At 76.6% G+C, this 15,521-nt stretch carries 16 protein-coding genes; 1 reads left to right on the top strand and 15 read right to left on the bottom strand.

Going from position 1 to position 15,521, the window contains the following annotated elements:
• Positions 1-7 precede the first annotated feature (7 nt).
• The 8 genes from ACQUFX_RS02820 to hisD all read right to left on the bottom strand — a co-directional run bounded on the left by ACQUFX_RS02820 (position 8) and on the right by hisD (position 8,022).
• Positions 8-2,842, bottom strand: a complete 2,835-nt coding sequence (locus ACQUFX_RS02820; RefSeq protein ID WP_428964474.1) for an AAA family ATPase — start codon at positions 2,840-2,842, stop codon at positions 8-10.
• 146 nt (positions 2,843-2,988) lie between these two features.
• Entirely contained in the window at positions 2,989-3,714 is a 726-nt protein-coding gene (gene priA / locus ACQUFX_RS02815; protein ID WP_428964473.1) for a bifunctional 1-(5-phosphoribosyl)-5-((5-phosphoribosylamino)methylideneamino)imidazole-4-carboxamide isomerase/phosphoribosylanthranilate isomerase PriA, read from the bottom strand.
• A gap of 18 nt (positions 3,715-3,732) precedes the next feature.
• Positions 3,733-4,056, bottom strand: a complete 324-nt coding sequence (locus ACQUFX_RS02810; RefSeq protein WP_428964472.1) for a hypothetical protein — start codon at positions 4,054-4,056, stop codon at positions 3,733-3,735.
• A gap of 49 nt (positions 4,057-4,105) precedes the next feature.
• The gene (gene hisH, locus ACQUFX_RS02805; protein ID WP_428964471.1) at positions 4,106-4,726 is read right to left on the bottom strand and encodes an imidazole glycerol phosphate synthase subunit HisH; all 621 of its coding nucleotides are present in this window, start codon (positions 4,724-4,726) and stop codon (positions 4,106-4,108) included.
• A 46-nt stretch (positions 4,727-4,772) separates the two neighbouring features.
• The gene (locus ACQUFX_RS02800) at positions 4,773-4,946 is read right to left on the bottom strand and encodes a hypothetical protein (RefSeq protein WP_428964470.1); all 174 of its coding nucleotides are present in this window, start codon (positions 4,944-4,946) and stop codon (positions 4,773-4,775) included.
• Positions 4,947-4,962: 16 nt separating this feature from the next.
• Positions 4,963-5,574, bottom strand: coding sequence for an imidazoleglycerol-phosphate dehydratase HisB (gene hisB / locus ACQUFX_RS02795; protein WP_428964469.1), 612 nt, complete (start codon positions 5,572-5,574; stop codon positions 4,963-4,965).
• Positions 5,574-6,644 carry a histidinol-phosphate transaminase gene (locus tag ACQUFX_RS02790; protein WP_428964468.1) on the bottom strand — a complete coding sequence of 357 codons (1,071 nt, stop codon included), beginning with the start codon at positions 6,642-6,644 and terminating at the stop codon, positions 5,574-5,576. Before ACQUFX_RS02790 ends, hisB begins: the two co-directional genes overlap by 1 nt.
• 55 nt (positions 6,645-6,699) lie before the next feature.
• Positions 6,700-8,022, bottom strand: coding sequence for a histidinol dehydrogenase (gene hisD / locus ACQUFX_RS02785; RefSeq protein WP_428964467.1), 1,323 nt, complete (start codon positions 8,020-8,022; stop codon positions 6,700-6,702).
• A 108-nt stretch (positions 8,023-8,130) separates the two neighbouring features.
• On the opposite strand from hisD, the gene ACQUFX_RS02780 reads away from it, so the two are divergent.
• Positions 8,131-8,835 (top strand): LON peptidase substrate-binding domain-containing protein, encoded by a 705-nt coding sequence (locus ACQUFX_RS02780; protein WP_428964466.1) that lies wholly within the window; start codon positions 8,131-8,133, stop codon positions 8,833-8,835.
• Here the strand turns inward: ACQUFX_RS02780 and ACQUFX_RS02775 are convergent.
• From ACQUFX_RS02775 to ACQUFX_RS02745, 7 genes are all read right to left on the bottom strand, one after another.
• Positions 8,750-9,736: a DUF2567 domain-containing protein gene (locus ACQUFX_RS02775; RefSeq protein WP_428964465.1), complete on the bottom strand. Its 987-nt coding sequence runs from the start codon at positions 9,734-9,736 to the stop codon at positions 8,750-8,752. The genes ACQUFX_RS02780 and ACQUFX_RS02775 overlap by 86 nt on opposite strands.
• A gap of 138 nt (positions 9,737-9,874) precedes the next feature.
• Positions 9,875-11,389, bottom strand: coding sequence for an AAA family ATPase (locus tag ACQUFX_RS02770; RefSeq protein WP_428964464.1), 1,515 nt, complete (start codon positions 11,387-11,389; stop codon positions 9,875-9,877).
• Positions 11,390-11,634: 245 nt separating this feature from the next.
• A complete protein-coding gene (locus tag ACQUFX_RS02765; RefSeq protein ID WP_428964463.1) occupies positions 11,635-12,348 on the bottom strand; it encodes a hypothetical protein in 714 nt (237 codons plus the stop codon).
• A 121-nt stretch (positions 12,349-12,469) separates the two neighbouring features.
• Positions 12,470-13,348, bottom strand: coding sequence for an RluA family pseudouridine synthase (locus ACQUFX_RS02760; RefSeq protein WP_428966841.1), 879 nt, complete (start codon positions 13,346-13,348; stop codon positions 12,470-12,472).
• 56 nt (positions 13,349-13,404) lie between these two features.
• Positions 13,405-14,046, bottom strand: coding sequence for a signal peptidase II (gene lspA / locus ACQUFX_RS02755; protein WP_428964462.1), 642 nt, complete (start codon positions 14,044-14,046; stop codon positions 13,405-13,407).
• 64 nt (positions 14,047-14,110) lie between these two features.
• A complete protein-coding gene (locus tag ACQUFX_RS02750) occupies positions 14,111-14,530 on the bottom strand; it encodes a TraR/DksA family transcriptional regulator (RefSeq protein WP_067365247.1) in 420 nt (139 codons plus the stop codon).
• A 271-nt stretch (positions 14,531-14,801) separates the two neighbouring features.
• Positions 14,802-15,110, bottom strand: coding sequence for a DUF167 domain-containing protein (locus tag ACQUFX_RS02745; RefSeq protein ID WP_428964461.1), 309 nt, complete (start codon positions 15,108-15,110; stop codon positions 14,802-14,804).
• Between the last annotated feature and the right edge of the window lie 411 nt (positions 15,111-15,521).

The raw sequence follows: 15,521 nt of genomic DNA, 5'->3' as shown, positions 1-15,521 counted from the left end.
GGTTTCCCTACCGATCGCCGCCCGGCGCAGCCGCCGGGAGCGTGCCCGGCGCAGCCGGCGGGACCGTGCCCGGCGCAGCCGGCGGGACCGTGCCCGGCGCAGCCGGCGGGACCCAGGGTTCGCGGGCCATCGTCGCGCCCAGTTCGGCGCGGCTGGCCACACCCAGCTTGCGGTAGATCCGGGCGAGGTTCGCCTCGACCGTCTTCGGGCTGACGAACAGCGTGTCGGCGATGACCCGGTTGGTCCGCCCGGCGGCGGCGAGCCGGGCCACCGCCAACTCGGTGCCGGTCAGCTCGCGGGGGGCGGGCGGGCGGCCACCGAGGCGCGCCGCCTCCGCCCGGGACCGGGCGGCCAGCCCGGCGGCCCCGAGGGCGTCGAACTCCCGCGCGGCGGTGGCCAGCGCCTCCCGCGCCTCGCGGCGACGCCGGACCCGGCGGTACGCCACCCCCGCCACCAGCAGGCACCAGGCCCGCTCCAGCGGCACCACCCCGGCGGGTACGGCGGCCCGCGCCGCGACCAGGTCGGCCAGGGCGTCGCCCGGATCCCGGCCCCGCGCCCCGGCGAGCAGCACCCGGCTGCGGGCCAGTCCCAGCGTCGTCCAGGGCCGGGGCAGCCGGCGGTGCCGGGCGGTCAACCGTTCCAGGGCCGCCTCGGCGGTGCCCAGGTCGCCCGCGCCGACGCACGCCTGCAGCCAGTCCGCCTCGAACCGCTGCGCCAGCGGCTCGGCCAGGCCCATCCCGTCGACGGTCGCCGCCAGCGCGCCGTAGTGCCCGGCCGCCACCGGGTACGCCCCGCCGCAGAGCGCCGCGAACCCGGCCAGTTGCTGGTGGATCCGACGTCGCCAGCCGTCGGCCAGCTCGTCGGCGCGGCGCAGTCCCGCCTCGGCGGTCCGGTTCGCCTCGACCAGCCGCCCCTGCGCCGCCGCGAGCAGCCCGGCCAGCCAGTCCGCGCCCACCGGCTCGACACCGGACTGCTCGCCCAGCTCGCGGGCGGCGGTGATGTGCTCCGCCGCCGCCGGCCAGCGCCCCGCGAACAGCTCGGTCTCGCCGAGGTGGGTGAGGAGTTCGTGCTGGGAGGGCTCGTCCCCCCGGGCGACCGCCCGGTCCAGCATCCACCGCAGCCGCTCCCGGGACCGGTCGTGCTCGTCGACCCCCTTCCACCACACCGCCGGCACCGTCCCGGCCAGCCAGGACGGCTCGTCCCCCTCCAACCGCAGCGCCCGCTCCAGCAGGTCGGTCCGGGCCGGCAGGCCCGCCCGCACCTCGTTGAAGAAGAGCAGCAGCAGCGCCGCCGCGTGCACCGCCCGGTCGGCCGGACTGGCGGCGAGCAGGGCCACCGCCTGTTCGGCGTGCCGCCGGGCCGGGTCCGGGGCGTCCCGGTACAGCGCCAGGTGGGCGTGCACCCGACCGGCGACCGGGGAGCCGGCCGGCGCGGCGGACAGCGCCAGGTCGGCGGCGGACAGGCTGGTCGACAGGTCCTCGGCGCACCAGGCGACCACCGAGCGCAACAGCAGCGCCTCGGCGCGGGCGGTACCGGTCAGCTCCGCCGCCGCGCGGTCGGCGGCCAGCGCGGCGGCCGGGTAGTCACCGCTGTCGAACCGGCACCCCGCGGCGGCCAGCCGGCGGTGGGCGTACCCGTCGTGGTCGGTGGGCGGGGTCAGCCGGGCCGCCGTGTCGTAGAGGCCGGCCGCCGCCTCCGCCGCTCCCCGGGCCCGGTGCCGGGCCGCCGCCGCCGTGATCCGCTCCGCCGCGTCCGGGTCGGGCGCGGTCGCGCACGCGGCGAGGTGCCGGGCCCGCTCGTCCGGGTCGGTCACCGTACCGGCCAGCACCTGGTGCAGGCCACGCCGGACGCCCGGCGGGATGCCGGACCGGACGGCGGCGGCGTACACCGGGTGGGTGAAGGTGATCTGCTGCTCGGTGACGGCGACCAGCCCGGCCTCCTCCGCCGCGTCGAGGGCGGTCGCCGGGACGTCGCACCGGGCCAGGTCGGCCAGGGTCGGGGTGCCGCAGAGCGCGGCCAGCCGGATCGCCCGCCGGGTCGGGGGCGGCAACGCGGCCACCCGGTCGGCGACCAGGTGCCGCAGCGAGGGGCCGGCCGGCAGGTCCGCGCCGGGCGCCGGAAGCTGCGGCAGGCGCAGCACCGCCCGGGCCACCTCGATGGCGAGCAGCGGGTTGCCCCCGGCGTCGCGGGCGATGCGGACCAGCAGCGGCCGGGGCAGGGTGGCGCCGACCTCGGCCCGCAGCACGTGGTGCAGGGGCCCCACCCCGAGCGGCCCCAACGCCACCCGCAGCACCCCGGCGTGAGCCAGCCCGAGCGGAGCCGGGTCCACCCCGGGCGGGTCGGCCCGCGCGGTGGCCAGGACGCCCACCCGGGACCCGAGTCGACGCAGCGCGAACCGCAACGCCCGTTCGCTCGGCGCGTCCAGCCAGGGCGCGTCGTCCACCGCCACCAGCAGCCGGGTGTCGGGGCGGGCACGGGCGGCGGCGTCGAGCAGGGCCCGGGTGGCCACGCCCACCGTCCGCTCGTCCACCGGGTCGGTGACCTCGCCGGAGAGCAGCACGCCGGTCACCGCCGTCCGTTGCGGGACGGGCAGGTCGGGCACCAGGTCGGCCAGGGGCGACAGGACGTCGGCGAGCGCGGCGAACGGCAGCGCCGCCTCGGTCTCCGTCGGCGCGCAGCCGAGCACCGTCCAGCCGTCCTCGGCGACGCCGGCCAGCACCGCCCGGTGCAGGGCGGTCTTGCCGATCCCCGCCGGCCCCTCGACCAGGACCGGCCGTCCCTCGCCCAGGGCGTGCCGGACCCGGTCGATCTCCGGCTCCCGACCGACGGTCGCCCCGCTCACCACCTCAGTCTGGCAGCGGCGGGTGGGGCGGTCGAGGACCGGACGACCGGGTCGCGCCCAGCCGTACCGGCGGTTTCCCGCCGCCGTCAGGCGGTTCCCTGGGCCTCAGGCGGTTTCCCGGAGCGTCAGGCGGTTGCCCCGGGGCGTCAGGCGGTGGCGAGCACCGCCAGGGCCTGCGCCACGGTGAACGCGCCCGCGTACAGCGCCTTGCCGGCGATCACGCCCTCCACCCCGACCGGCTCCAGGGTCGCCAGGGCCCGCAGGTCGTCGAGGGTGGAGACACCACCGGAGGCGATCACCGGAGCGTCGGTCCGGGCGCAGACCTCGCGCAGCAGGTCGAGATTCGGCCCGCGCATGGTGCCGTCCTTGGTGATGTCGGTGACCACGTACCGGGAGGCCCCGGCCTTGTCGAGCCGCTCCAGCACCTCGTACAGGTCACCGCCGTCGCGGGTCCAGCCCCGGGCGGAGAGGGTACGGCCCCGCACGTCCAGCCCGATCGCCACCCGGTCGCCGTACTCGCCGCAGATCCGGTCGCACCACTGCGGGTCCTCCAGGGCGGCGGTGCCGATGTTGACCCGGGCCGCCCCGGTGGCGAGGGCGGCGCGCAGCGAGGCGTCGTCCCGGATGCCGCCGGAGAGTTCCACCCGCACGTCGAGCCGGCCGACCACGTCGGCGAGCAGGTCCGCGTTGGAGCCCCGACCGAACGCCGCGTCGAGGTCCACCAGGTGGATCCACTCCGCCCCGTCGCGCTGCCAGGCCAGCGCCGCCTCCAGCGGGTCGCCGTAGGCGGTCTCGCTACCGGCGGCGCCCTGCACGAGCCGGACGGCCTGGCCGTCGGCGACGTCCACGGCGGGCAACAGGGTGAGGCTCACGGTCTTCTTCTCCTCGCATCAGGTACGACGGTCCAGGGCGATCACCACGATCGCCGGGAGTACGAGCAACAGCAACGCGATCAGGGCCAGGCGCAGCGCCAGGTTGTCGACGAGCACCCAGATGCCGAGCACCGCGACGCCGGTGAGCGCCACGATGGCGAGCCGCTCGCGCCGGCTGTGCCGGAGCAGCCGACCGGTACGGCGTCGCCGCCAGCGGGGCGTCAGCCGGCGCAGCAGCGCCCGCCGCCGGTCGCGGCGGGCCACCCGGCGCTCCCGGGCGGCCCGCTGGCGGGCCTGTTCCGCCTCCCGGGCGGCTCGGAGCCGGGCCCGTTCCTTGCTCACCGGCGGACCACGCCCGGGGCGCTCGCCACCGGGCCCGCCCAGCCTCGGGTCACAGCGTGGCCAGCCAGTTGCGCAGCAGGTCCGCGCCGTTGTCGCCGGACTTCTCCGGGTGGAACTGGGCCGCCGACAGCGCGCCCCGCTCCACCCCGGCGACGAAGTCCGCCCCGTGGTGGGCGGTGGTCACCAGCGCGCCCGAGTCGGCCAGCGCCGCGCGGTCCACCACCCCGTACGAGTGGACGAAGTAGAAGCGGCTCTGCGGCGGCAGGCCGGCGAAGAGCACCGACCCGGCCGGCGGCGCGACGGTGTTCCAGCCCATGTGCGGCAGCCGCCGGGCGGGCAGCGCGGTCACCGACCCGGGCAGCAGCCCGAGCCCCTTGGTCACCACCCCGTGCTCGTCGCCGTACTCGAAGAGCACCTGCATCCCGACGCAGATGCCGAGCACCGGCCGGCCGGCGGCGACCCGGTCGGCGATCACCGGGCCGGCGCCGAGCGCCTCGATCCCGGCCATGCAGGCGGCGAACGCCCCGACACCCGGGACCACCAGGCCGTCGGCGACGGCCGCGGCGGCGAGGTCGTCGGTGACGGTCACGTCCGCCCCGGCCCGCTGCAACGCCCGCTCGGCCGAGCGGAGGTTGCCCGAGCCGTAGTCCAGGACGACCACCCGGCTCATGCCGGCCTCCCGACGCCGCGTCGACGGGTCGTGCACTGCCGCTCGCTCATGCGTTCTCCCCCGGGAACAGGTACAGCACCCCGCCAGCGGCGGCCAGCACGGCGAGCACCCCGGCGGTGACCACCGCGCCCCGGGCCGCGCCCTGCCGGTGCAGCGAGACGGCCCCACCGACCAGCACCCCGGCCAGGGCCAGCAACAGGATCGGCAGCACCGAGCCCATCAGCGCCGCCCGCCCGTCACAACGTCCCCTTGGTGCTGGGGATCGCGCCGGCGGAGCGCGGATCGATGGCGGTGGCCTCGCGCAGGGCGCGGGAGACCGCCTTGAACTGCGCCTCGACCACGTGGTGGGCGTCGGGGTGGCCGCCGGGGCGGGCCGCCCGCAGCACGTCCACGTGCAGGGTGATCCGGGCCGCCTGCCCGAACGACTCGAAGATGTGCCGGGTCATGCTGGTCGGGTAGACCGGCCCGATGTACGGCGCCAGCGCCGGCTCGTCGTGCACCACGTACGGCCGGCCGGAGAGGTCGACCGCCGCCCGGACCAGCACCTCGTCCATCGGTACGGTCGCCGAGCCGTACCGCCGGATGCCGGCCTTGTCCCCCAACGCCTGGTCGAACGCGGCGCCCAGGGCCAGCGCGGTGTCCTCCATCGTGTGGTGGGCGTCGATCTCCAGGTCGCCGACGGTCCGCACGGTGAGGTCGAAGCCGCCGTGCCGGGCGATCTGGTTCAGCATGTGGTCGTAGAACCCGATCCCGGTGCCGATCTCGGCCTGGCCGGTGCCGTCGAGGTCGATCTCGACCAGGACCTTGGTCTCCTTGGTGATCCGCTCCACCCGGGCGGTCCGGCTCATCAGAGTTTCTCCATCGCAGAAAGGAAGGCGTCGGTCTCGGCGGGGGTGCCGGCGGTGACCCGCAGCCAGCCGGGCAGCCCGACGTCGCGGACCAGCACCCCGGCGTCGAGCAGGGTACGCCAGGCCGCGGCGGGGTCGCCGTCGACCGAGAAGAGGACGAAGTTGGCGTCACTGTCGGCCACCCGGTGCCCCCGGGCGCGCAGCTCGGCGACGATCCGGTCACGCTGCGCCTTGATCGCGTCGACCGTGCCGAGCAGGGCCTCCCGGTGCGCCAGCGCCGCGCGGGCGGCGGCCTGGGTGAGCGCCGAGAGGTGGTACGGCAGCCGGACGAGCTGCACCGCCGCCACCACCGCCGGGTCGGCGGCGAGGTACCCGAGCCGGCCGCCGGCGAAGCCGAACGCCTTGCTCATCGTCCGGGTCACGACCAGCCGGGGGTGGCCGGGCAGCACCGCGAGGGCGCTGACCGTGCCGGGGCGGGCGAACTCGGCGTACGCCTCGTCGACGACCACCATGCCCGGGGCCTCGGCCAGCACGGCGGCGACGACCGTCGGGTCCAGCGCGGTGCCGGTGGGGTTGTTCGGCGAGCAGAGGAAGACCACGTCCGGGACGTGCTCGCGCACCTGCGCCACCGCGTCGGCGGCGGTCAGCCCGAAGTCGGCCCCGCGCCGGCCCGGCACCCAGCGGGTGCCGGTGCCCAGCGACAGCAGCGGGTGCATCGAGTACGCCGGGGTGAACCCGAGCGCGGTGCGGCCGGGCCCGCCGAAGGCCTGCAGGAGCTGCTGCTGGACCTCGTTGGAGCCGTTGGCCGCCCACACCTGGTCGGCGGTGAGACCGTGGCCGAGGTAGTCCGCCAGGTCGGCGCGGAGCGCCGTGGCGTCCCGGTCCGGGTACCGGTTGAGGTCGCGCAGTTCGGCGGCGACCGCCTTGCCGATCGCCTCGACCACCGGCTCCGGCACGGCGTACGAGTTCTCGTTGGTGTTCAGCCGCACCGGCACGTCGAGCTGCGGCGCCCCGTACGGGGACAGCCCGCGCAGGTCGTCCCGGATCGGCAGGTCGTCGAGGGTGGTCACGCCGCCTCCTGGGTTCGCGACTGCGGGGCTCGCAAAACCGGCTCACTCCTCGCGCTCACGCCAGGCCCCCGGGGAAGCGGGCGGTGACCGCCTGGCCGTGCGCGGGCAGGTCCTCGACGGTCGCCAGGGTGACCACGTGCGGGGCCACCTCGCGCAGCGCCGCCTCGGTGTACTCCACCAGGTGGATGCCGCGCAGGAAGGACTGCACGGACAGCCCCGAGGAGTGCCGGGCGCAGCCGCCGGTGGGCAGCACGTGGTTGGAGCCGGCGCAGTAGTCGCCGAGGGAGACCGGCGCCCACGGGCCGACGAAGATCGCCCCGGCGTTGCGGACCCGCAGCGCCCACTCCCGGGCGTCCACGGTCTGGATCTCCAGGTGCTCCGCGGCGTACGCGTCGACCACCCGCAGCCCGGCGTCGAGGTCGTCGACGAGCACCACGCCGCTCTGCTCGCCGCGCAGCGCGGTGGTGACCCGCTCGGCGTGCTTGGTCGCCGGCACCTGGCGGGCCAGTTCCCGGTCCACCGCGTCGGCCAGTGCCGTCGACGGGGTGACCAGCACGCTGGCGGCCAGCGGGTCGTGCTCGGCCTGGCTGATCAGGTCGGCCGCGACGTGCGCCGGGTCGGCGGTGTCGTCGGCCAGGATGGCGATCTCGGTCGGGCCGGCCTCGGCGTCGATGCCGACCACCCCGCGCAGCAGCCGCTTGGCGGCGGTCACCCAGATGTTGCCCGGCCCGGTGATCATGTCGACCGGGTCGCAGCGGGTCGCCCCGTCGGCGTCGGCGGTCGAGCCGTACGCCAGCATCGCCACCGCCTGGGCGCCGCCCACGGCGTACACCTCGTCGACGCCGAGCAGCGCGCAGGCGGCCAGCACCCGGGCGTCGGGCAGGCCGCCGTTCTCCTGCTGCGGCGGGCTCGCCACGACCAGCGAGCGGACCCCGGCCGCCTGGGCCGGCACCACGTTCATCACCACGGTCGACGGGTACATCGCCAGGCCGCCGGGGACGTACAACCCGACCCGGTCGACCGGCACCCAGCGCTCGGTGACCGTGCCACCGGGCACCACCTGCGTGGTGTGGTCGGTGCGGCGCTGGTCGGCGTGCACCCGGCGGGCCCGCGTGATCGACTCCAGCAGCGCGGCCCGCACGTCCGGGTCGAGGGTGCCCTCCGCCGCCGTGATCGCCTCGACCGGCACCCGCAGCCGCTCCGGCGCGACGCCGTCGAAGCGTTCGCTGGCCTCGCGGATCGCCGGGTACCCATGGTCGCGGACCGCCTCGACGAGGGGGCGGATCCGCTCGACGGCCACGGAGACGTCGAGCTGGGCACGGGGCAGCAGCCGGCGGGGGTCACGGACCCCGCCACGCAGGTCGATCCGAGTCAGCACCCTTGCGAGTCTAGGCTGCCCCGCGGGCGAACCACCCGCCGCGCCCGCTGTCCGGGATGCGTGAGGCGAGCCACGCCGGGGTGGGCCGGTCGGGCTAGGCTCGACGACGTGACTGCTCGGCTGCCGGTCTTCCCGCTCGGGACGGTGCTCTTTCCCGGCCTGGTGCTGCCACTGCACATCTTCGAGGAACGGTACCGCGCGCTGGTCCGGCACCTGGTGGAGCTGCCCGAGGGCACCCCGCGCGAGTTCGGTGTGGTGGCGATCCAGGCCGGCTGGGAGGTCGCGCCGACCGGGCCGGGCGGGCGGCCGATCCCCGGGGGCGGCGCGGTCACCCTGCACGAGGTGGGCTGCACCGCCGAGGTCCGCCAGGTCACCGAGCTGGACGACGGCGGTTTCGACCTGGTCACGGTCGGCCGGCGCCGGTTCCGGGTGGCGAGCGTGGACGAGGGCGCCGCGCCGTACCTGACCGCCGAGGTGGAGTGGCTGCCCGAGCCGACCGGCCCGGACGAGTCGACGGCCCTGCTCGCCGCCCGGGTGATCGCGGTCTTCCGGCAGTACCTGACCCTCGTGCGGGCCGACGAGCAGGAGCTGTCCGAGCAGCTCCCGGAGGACCCGACCGTGCTGTCACACCTGGTGGCGGCCACGGCGGCGCTGACCGTGGCCGACCGGCAGCGGCTGCTCGCCGTCGACGACACCGCCGCCCGGCTCCGGGCCGAGCTGCGGATGCTCAACCGCGAGGCGGCTCTGCTGCGTCAGGTGCGGGCGGTTCCGGTGCCGCTGACGGAGCTGGCGACGCCCCCGTCCCCCAACTGACCCCGGCCGCACCGGCACCGGGCAGCGACCCGGGCGGGCCGTCCTCGGACGACGGGTCGGGTGGGCTACCGCCGGGCGACGGGCCGGCCAGCGGACCCGGGCCGAAACCGGGGGTCGGCGCGGGCCAGAGGTCGGGCGCAAGGTCCGGCTCCGGGTGCAGCGAGGGCCAGCGCGACCAGCCGGCCAGCAGGGTGTATACCACGGCCCCGCCGAACGCGACCAGCAGGACGTTGCCGTACGGGACGGGCAGCACGCCGAGGACCCGGTCCACCCCACCGGCGCGCAGGTCGACGGGCTTGTCGAAGGACTGCCCGGGTGGGGCCTCGGCGAGCAGCCGCTGGTAGGTCGACCAGCCGATCCGCCGGCCCACCTGCCAGGCCACCAGGGCGGCGCCCAGTCCCCCGACGGTCACCGCGAGCAGCCCGGCCGGGCCGCGCAGGGCGCGCAGCAGGAACCACAGCGCCACCGCGGCGAGCACCCCGAACCCGAGCCCGAGCAGGCTGAACCAACCGTCGGCGGCGATCGGCTGCTCCGGCTGCGGCTCGGCGTAGATCGCCCCCTCGGTGATCTTGATAACCGGCGTGGCCGGGGCCACCAGCACCCAGAGCAGGCCCAGCGGCGCCCCCAGCAGGGTCATCCCCAGCACGACGGCGCCGACCAGCCCGGCGGCCCGGCGGCCCGGCAGTTTGGGCTCGTCGAAGTGCAGGCGCAGCAGACTCGCGTACGCCGCGCCCGGCCCGGCCCGACCCTCGACCGGCGGCTCGACCGGACCCTCGACCGGGGACAGGTCCGGGGCACCGGACGGTACGGCGGCCGGGGGTGCCGGGGGCCCGGGGTGGGCCACCGACGCCGCCTCGGCGCGCTCGGTGGGACGGTCGGGGTCGGAGGAATCCGGGCTCACCCGATGATCCTCTCAGGCCGTCCACTCCGATGACGCTGCTGGCGACCCGACATCCACCGACCCGTTCTGTTGATCATGAAATTGCTGGCACGCCCGACGCGCCGGCCACCGGCCGCCCGGTGGGCGGGGCCGGACCGGTCAGCGGGCGAAGGGTTCGAGCATCATCGAGGCAGCCCGCAGCCAGGCCTGCCGGGTCTCCGGCTGGAGCTGGTGGTACTCGATCGACGAGCCGGTCTCCAGCGCCGGGTCGTACGGCACCACGGCGACCGCGCGGGTCCGGGTGGCGAAGTGCCGCTCCAGGTCGCTCTGCAGGGGGGACCGGCCCGGGGTCGGGCAGGAGATCAGGGTGACCGCGTTGTCGGCCAGCTCCCCCATCCCCACCTCGTGCAGCAGGTCCAGCATCCAGTCGGCGCTGAACGCGGCGTCCTCCCGGGGCACCGTGGTCACCACCAACTGGTCGGCCGCCTGCATCACCGTCCGCCAGTTGGGGCTCTCCACGTTGTTGCCGGTGTCCACGCAGACCACGTCGTGGGTCCGGCGCAGCAGCTCCAGCACCCGGCGGACGGTGTACTTGTCCAGCCGCTGGGCGAAGCGTGGGCTCTCCTCCCCGGCGAGCACGTCGTACGAGCCGTCCGAGGCGTGCCGCAGGTAGTCGTCGAGCTGCTCCAGCAGGGTGTTGCCCTGGAGGATCTCGATCTGGGCCAGGTCGGCGATGAGGTGCCGGATGGTCCGGGCGTGCCGGGCGCTGCCGGCCCGCAGCCCGAGGGTGCCGCGCAGCTCGTTGTCGTCCCAGGCCAGCACGCCCCGGCCCCGGACACTGCCGACGGTCGCGGCGGCCAGCACGGTGGCGGTGGTCTTGTGCACCCCGCCCTTGGGGTTGGCGAACGCCAGCACCCGGGGGCCGCCGAGTTCCCGGCGCAGCACCCCGGCGGCGCGCTCCAGCTCGCTCTCGCCGCTCTGCGCCCGCCACTCCAGGCGCGGGCCCGCGAACCCCCGGTCCGCCACCGGCGCGGCGGGGGCCGCCGGGGCAGCGGCCGGCGGGGCGGGTGGCGCCGGCGGCGGCTCGGGCGGGGCCTGGAACGCCCGCTGCCGGTACCCGTTGTCCAGCAGCGCGTACCGGGACTCGCCGGGCGGGGGCTCCGGACGGTACCCGTTGTCGAGCAGCGCGTACCGGGACTCGACCGGCTCGGGGCGGGGCGGGGGCTCCGGGCGGGCCGGCTCGGGGCGGTACCCCGGCTCGCCCCGGTAACCCGGCTCCGGCTGGTACGACGGCTCCGGTCGGTACGTGGGCTCCGGCTGGTACGACGGCTCCGGCCGGTACGACGGCTCGGGTCGGTACGACGGCTCCGCCCGGTGCGCCGGGTCCACCCGGTAGCCGGCCTCGGCCCGGTACGCCGGGTCGGGGGCGTACCCCGGATCGGCGGCGCGGCCCACGGCCGAGGCCCGCCCGGCGTAGCCCTGACCCGACGTGCGCCGGGGCAGCGGCTCGGGCGGCGCCGACGGCTCCTCCGCGCGGTGGTCGACCTCCGCCGGATCGGCGTGGCGACCACCGAGCCGGGCCCGGTCGAGCAGCGCCCGCCATCGGGGTGCTGGTTCGGCCGGCCGACCCCAGCCGGTCTCGCTGCCGTCCACGGCTCGCCCTCCCAGCGCCATCGGATCCCGCCTGACAGGCTACGAAGCAAACCCTATTCGGGCCACACCGGTCTGCGCACATCCCCCGTCGCCCAGATCACCGGCCCCGACCGGCGCGCGCGCCACCCCGACGCCATCGTCCGAGGTGACAGGCGTGCCACCGGCGAGCACCGCCACCGGCGACCCCCGTGACCCGACCGTCACGGTGGGTGCCAGCACCGGCGAACCGCCCACGGTACGGGACGCCACGTCCACCCACTGACCGGTCACGACGGGTCGGCCGACGGCGACAGCGGCCCGAGCAGGTCGTCAGCCGGGGGTCGGGCGAGGTCCCGCTGCTCGGGCAGGGGCGGGGTGAAGACGGTCCGGTCGAGCCGGGACACCTCGGGGGCCGGGTCGACCGCCCGCACCCCGGCGCGGGTCGCCAGGTCGCGCAGCACCGCCGGGGCCGCGCGCACCACGGCGGCGTGGACGCAGGCGCAGCCCGCCCGGTACGCCCGCGCCTCCGCGTCGGCCACCTGCGCGCCGCTGTCGTACACCCGGCGCAGGTGCGCCCGGTCGGGGTCGGCGTCGGTCAGCGCGGCCGACCGGGCGCGCTGGTCGGCGGCCTCCCGCTCCTTGCGCGCGGCCACCTCGGCCATCGCCGCGGCCACGTCGTCGGGCAGGCGCATCGCCGTCATCCGGACCAGTTCGGTCTGCCGGCCGGGCAGCGGCACCCGGCCGACGACCAGCGACACCCCGACGTCGCCGAGGACCTCGGCCAGCCGGTCCGGCGGCAGGTACCCGGTGAACGAGACCAACGCCCAGGTGCCGGGCTCGGCGGCGGCCGGCAGCGCCGCGAGTTCCGTGGCGGCGGCGCGCAGGTAGTCCGGGATCGAGCCGCCGTCGGCGACGCCGACCCGGGTCACCTCGCCGACCGTTCGGTCCGGCGCCGGCTCCCGGTCCCGGATCAGGGCGGCGGCGACCAGCACCGCGCCCACGCAGAGCAGCGCGGTGACGGTGAGACCCCGGGGTCGCCGGCCGCCGGGCGGTCGCGCCCCAGCCGGCGGTCCGGCCGGGCGCTCCTCGTGCCCGGCCGGCGGTGCCCCGGGCCCGGCCCGGTCAGTCGCGGAGAACGGCAAGGGCGCGGGCCAGGTCGTCCGGGTACTCGCTGACGAAGGTCACCTGCTCGCCGGTGCCCGGGTGCAGGAAGCTCAACGCCCGCGCGTGCAGCCACTGCCGGTCGAGCCCCAGCCGGGCGGCGAGGGTCGGGTCCGCGCCGTAGGTGAGGTCACCGACGCAGGGGTGGCGCAGGGTGGAGAAGTGCACCCGGATCTGGTGCGTGCGGCCGGTCTCCAGCCGCACGTCGACCAGGCTCGCCGAGGGGAACGCCTCGACCGTGTCGTAGTGGGTGATGCTGGGCTTGCCACCGGAGACCACCGCCCAGCGGTAGTCGTGGGTGGGGTGCCGGTCGATCGGGGCGTCGACGGTGCCGCGCAGCGGGTCCAGGTGCCCCTGTACCACGGCGTGGTACCGCTTGTCCACCTCGCGGTACTTGAAGGCCCGCTTCAACGCGCTGTACGCCGACTCGCTCTTGGCCACCACCATGATCCCGGTGGTGCCGACGTCGAGCCGGTGCACCACCCCCTGCCGCTCGGCGGCCCCGCTGGTGGCGATGGTGTGCCCGATCGCGGCGAGCCCACCGATGACGGTCGGCCCGGACCAGCCGGGGCTGGGGTGCGCGGCCACCCCGACCGGCTTGTCCACCACGACGATGTCCTCGTCGGCGTACACCACCCGCAGGCCGGGCACCGCCTGCGGCACCACGGTCGGCGCGGCGACCGGGGCGGGCAGGGTGACGTCCAGCCACGAACCGGCCTTGACCTTGTGGGAGTTCGCCCGGACCGCGCCGTCGACCAGCGCGTCGCCGGCGTCGACCAGCGTGGCCGCGGCGGTCCGGGAGAGCCCGAACAGCCGGGACACCGCCTGGTCCAGCCGCATCCCGTCCAGGCCGTCGGGGACGGGCAGGGAACGCCGGTCCCGGCCGGCGGGGGCGCTCACGCCCGCTCCCGCTGCTCGGCCGGGTCGTCCGGGCTGGACGCGGTGACGCCGTCGGCGTCCTTGTCGTCGGGGTCCTTGTCGTCGGTGAGCCGGGTGCCGTCCCGTTGCCGGCCGGTCAGTTCCAGCAGCACCGCGAGGATCACCCCGCAGACCAGGGAGCTGTCGGCCAGGTTGAACACCGGGATGATCCGGCCGTACGGGTCGAAGAGGCTGACCATGTCGACCACGTGCCCGACGAAGTGCCCCGGCGCGCGGAAGATCCGGTCACCGAGGTTGCCCAGCGCCCCGCCGAGCACCAGGCCGAGCGAGATCGCCCAGGGCAGCGAGCGCAGCCGCAGCGCCATCCAGCAGATCCAGGCGACCACGCCGGTCGTGATCATCGGGAAGACCCAGGTGTAGCCGGAGCCGATGCTCCACGCGGCCCCGCTGTTGCGGACCAGGGTGAGGTAGACCGCCCCGCCGAGCAGCCGCACCGGTTCGTCCCGGTCCTCCAGGCCGCCCAGCGCGACGTCCTTGAGCAGTTGGTCGGCGACGAGCAGGAACAGGGCCAGTCCGAAGAGGATCGCCACCGCCCGGGGCCGGGCCCGGCCGCCCCCGGGCTCGGCGCGGCCGGATCCGGCGGGCGGTGCTGCGCTCATCTGCTCCCCATCGACACTCTCGCGGTCACGGTCACCGGCTGGGCCGGCCGCCGGGGAGCGGACCTCAGCGCCGCTCCTCCAGCTGCTTGCAGGTCACGCAGAGCGTCGCCGACGGGAAGGCGGCGAGCCGCTCCACCGGAATGGCGTTGCCGCACCGCTCGCACCAGCCGTAGTGCCCCTCGTCGAGCCGCTCCAGTGCCCGCTCGACCTGCGTGATCCGCTCCTTGATGCTGTTGGCGAGAGAGATCTCCTGCTCCCGCTCGAACGTCTTCGTCCCGGTGTCGGCCTGGTCGTCGCCGGCCGAGTCGGTCAGCCGGTCGCGCTGCAGCTCGGTGATCTCGCTCAGCGTCTGATCGTACTCGGCGGTCAGTTCGTCGCGTCGGGCCGCCAGCGCGGCTCGGATCTTCTCGGTCTCCGCCGTGCTGCGGGTGGCCTTCGCCGCCGGCTTACGCCCGGCGGTCCTGGTGTCGGCTGGCTTCGCCATCGTCAGCTCCCTCGGCCACGGAATCCGCGGCGGTCGGCGGTGCCCCGGCGGGGGCCGCCGCCATGGCGTCCCCCGGGTACGAAAAGGGGCGCGCGGCACGTCGGCCGCGCACTCCCGAGGTTGGCAAGAATACGGAACGTATGCCTGGTACGACAACGTGCCGCACCGGCGCACCGCGAACTCGCCGCGAACCGCCCCTGAGCGGGGCAAAAGGTACGCTAGCAGCTCGCCCCGACGCTTCGTGCCGTACTCGCCGAACCCTGGGCCCGCCTCACCGGTCGGTACCGTCGCGCAGCCGCGACACCAGGTCGGCCAGGCCGGCCGGCGGCCGGTCCACGAGGAAGAGCTTGTCCCGGCTGGCCGCCCCGGTGCGCAGCGACACCGTCCCCGGCCGGACCCCGAGCGCGTCGGCGAGCGCCCGGCGGGCCGCCTCGGTGGCCCGGCCGTCCACCGGTGGGGCGTGCACGGCGACCACCAGGGCCGGGCCGTGCGGCCCGTCGAACCGGCCACCGACCCGGGAGCGGGCCGCGCCCGGCTTCACCCGCACGGCGACGGTGTACGTGTCGTCGGCACTGGTCACGGCGGCGCCCCGTCAGTACGGCCCGGCTTCGGCGAGCAGCACGGTGTCCGGGCAGCACCGCCCGCACGGGGTGAAGCCGAGCGCGACCGCCTCCGAGACGGGCAGCGGCTCGTACTCCCGGCCGAACAGGTGCGCGCAGTCGTCGAGGTGGTACCGGGGCCGGCCGTCGACCACCTGGACCTCGGTGTCCAGCCGCGCCACCAGGGCGGAGTCGGCGAGCGTGACCGGCTGGGCGGCCGGTTCGTCGGCCGGCTCCACGGGCCCCGGATCGAGGCTGACCGACCAGGGCACCGGGTCGAACCCGGCCGACCAGGGTGCCCGGTCGCCCTCCACCGCGCGGCCCGCCGGATCGGGCCCGGCGGCCGGGGACACCGGGACGAACTGCGCCGGGACGGACCGCGCCGAGGCGGG

The sequence above is a fragment of the Micromonospora fluostatini genome (assembly GCF_050410825.1).
In the GTDB taxonomy this organism is placed as follows: domain Bacteria; phylum Actinomycetota; class Actinomycetes; order Mycobacteriales; family Micromonosporaceae; genus Micromonospora; species Micromonospora rosaria.
This window is presented reverse-complemented; position numbering and strand designations above follow the sequence as displayed.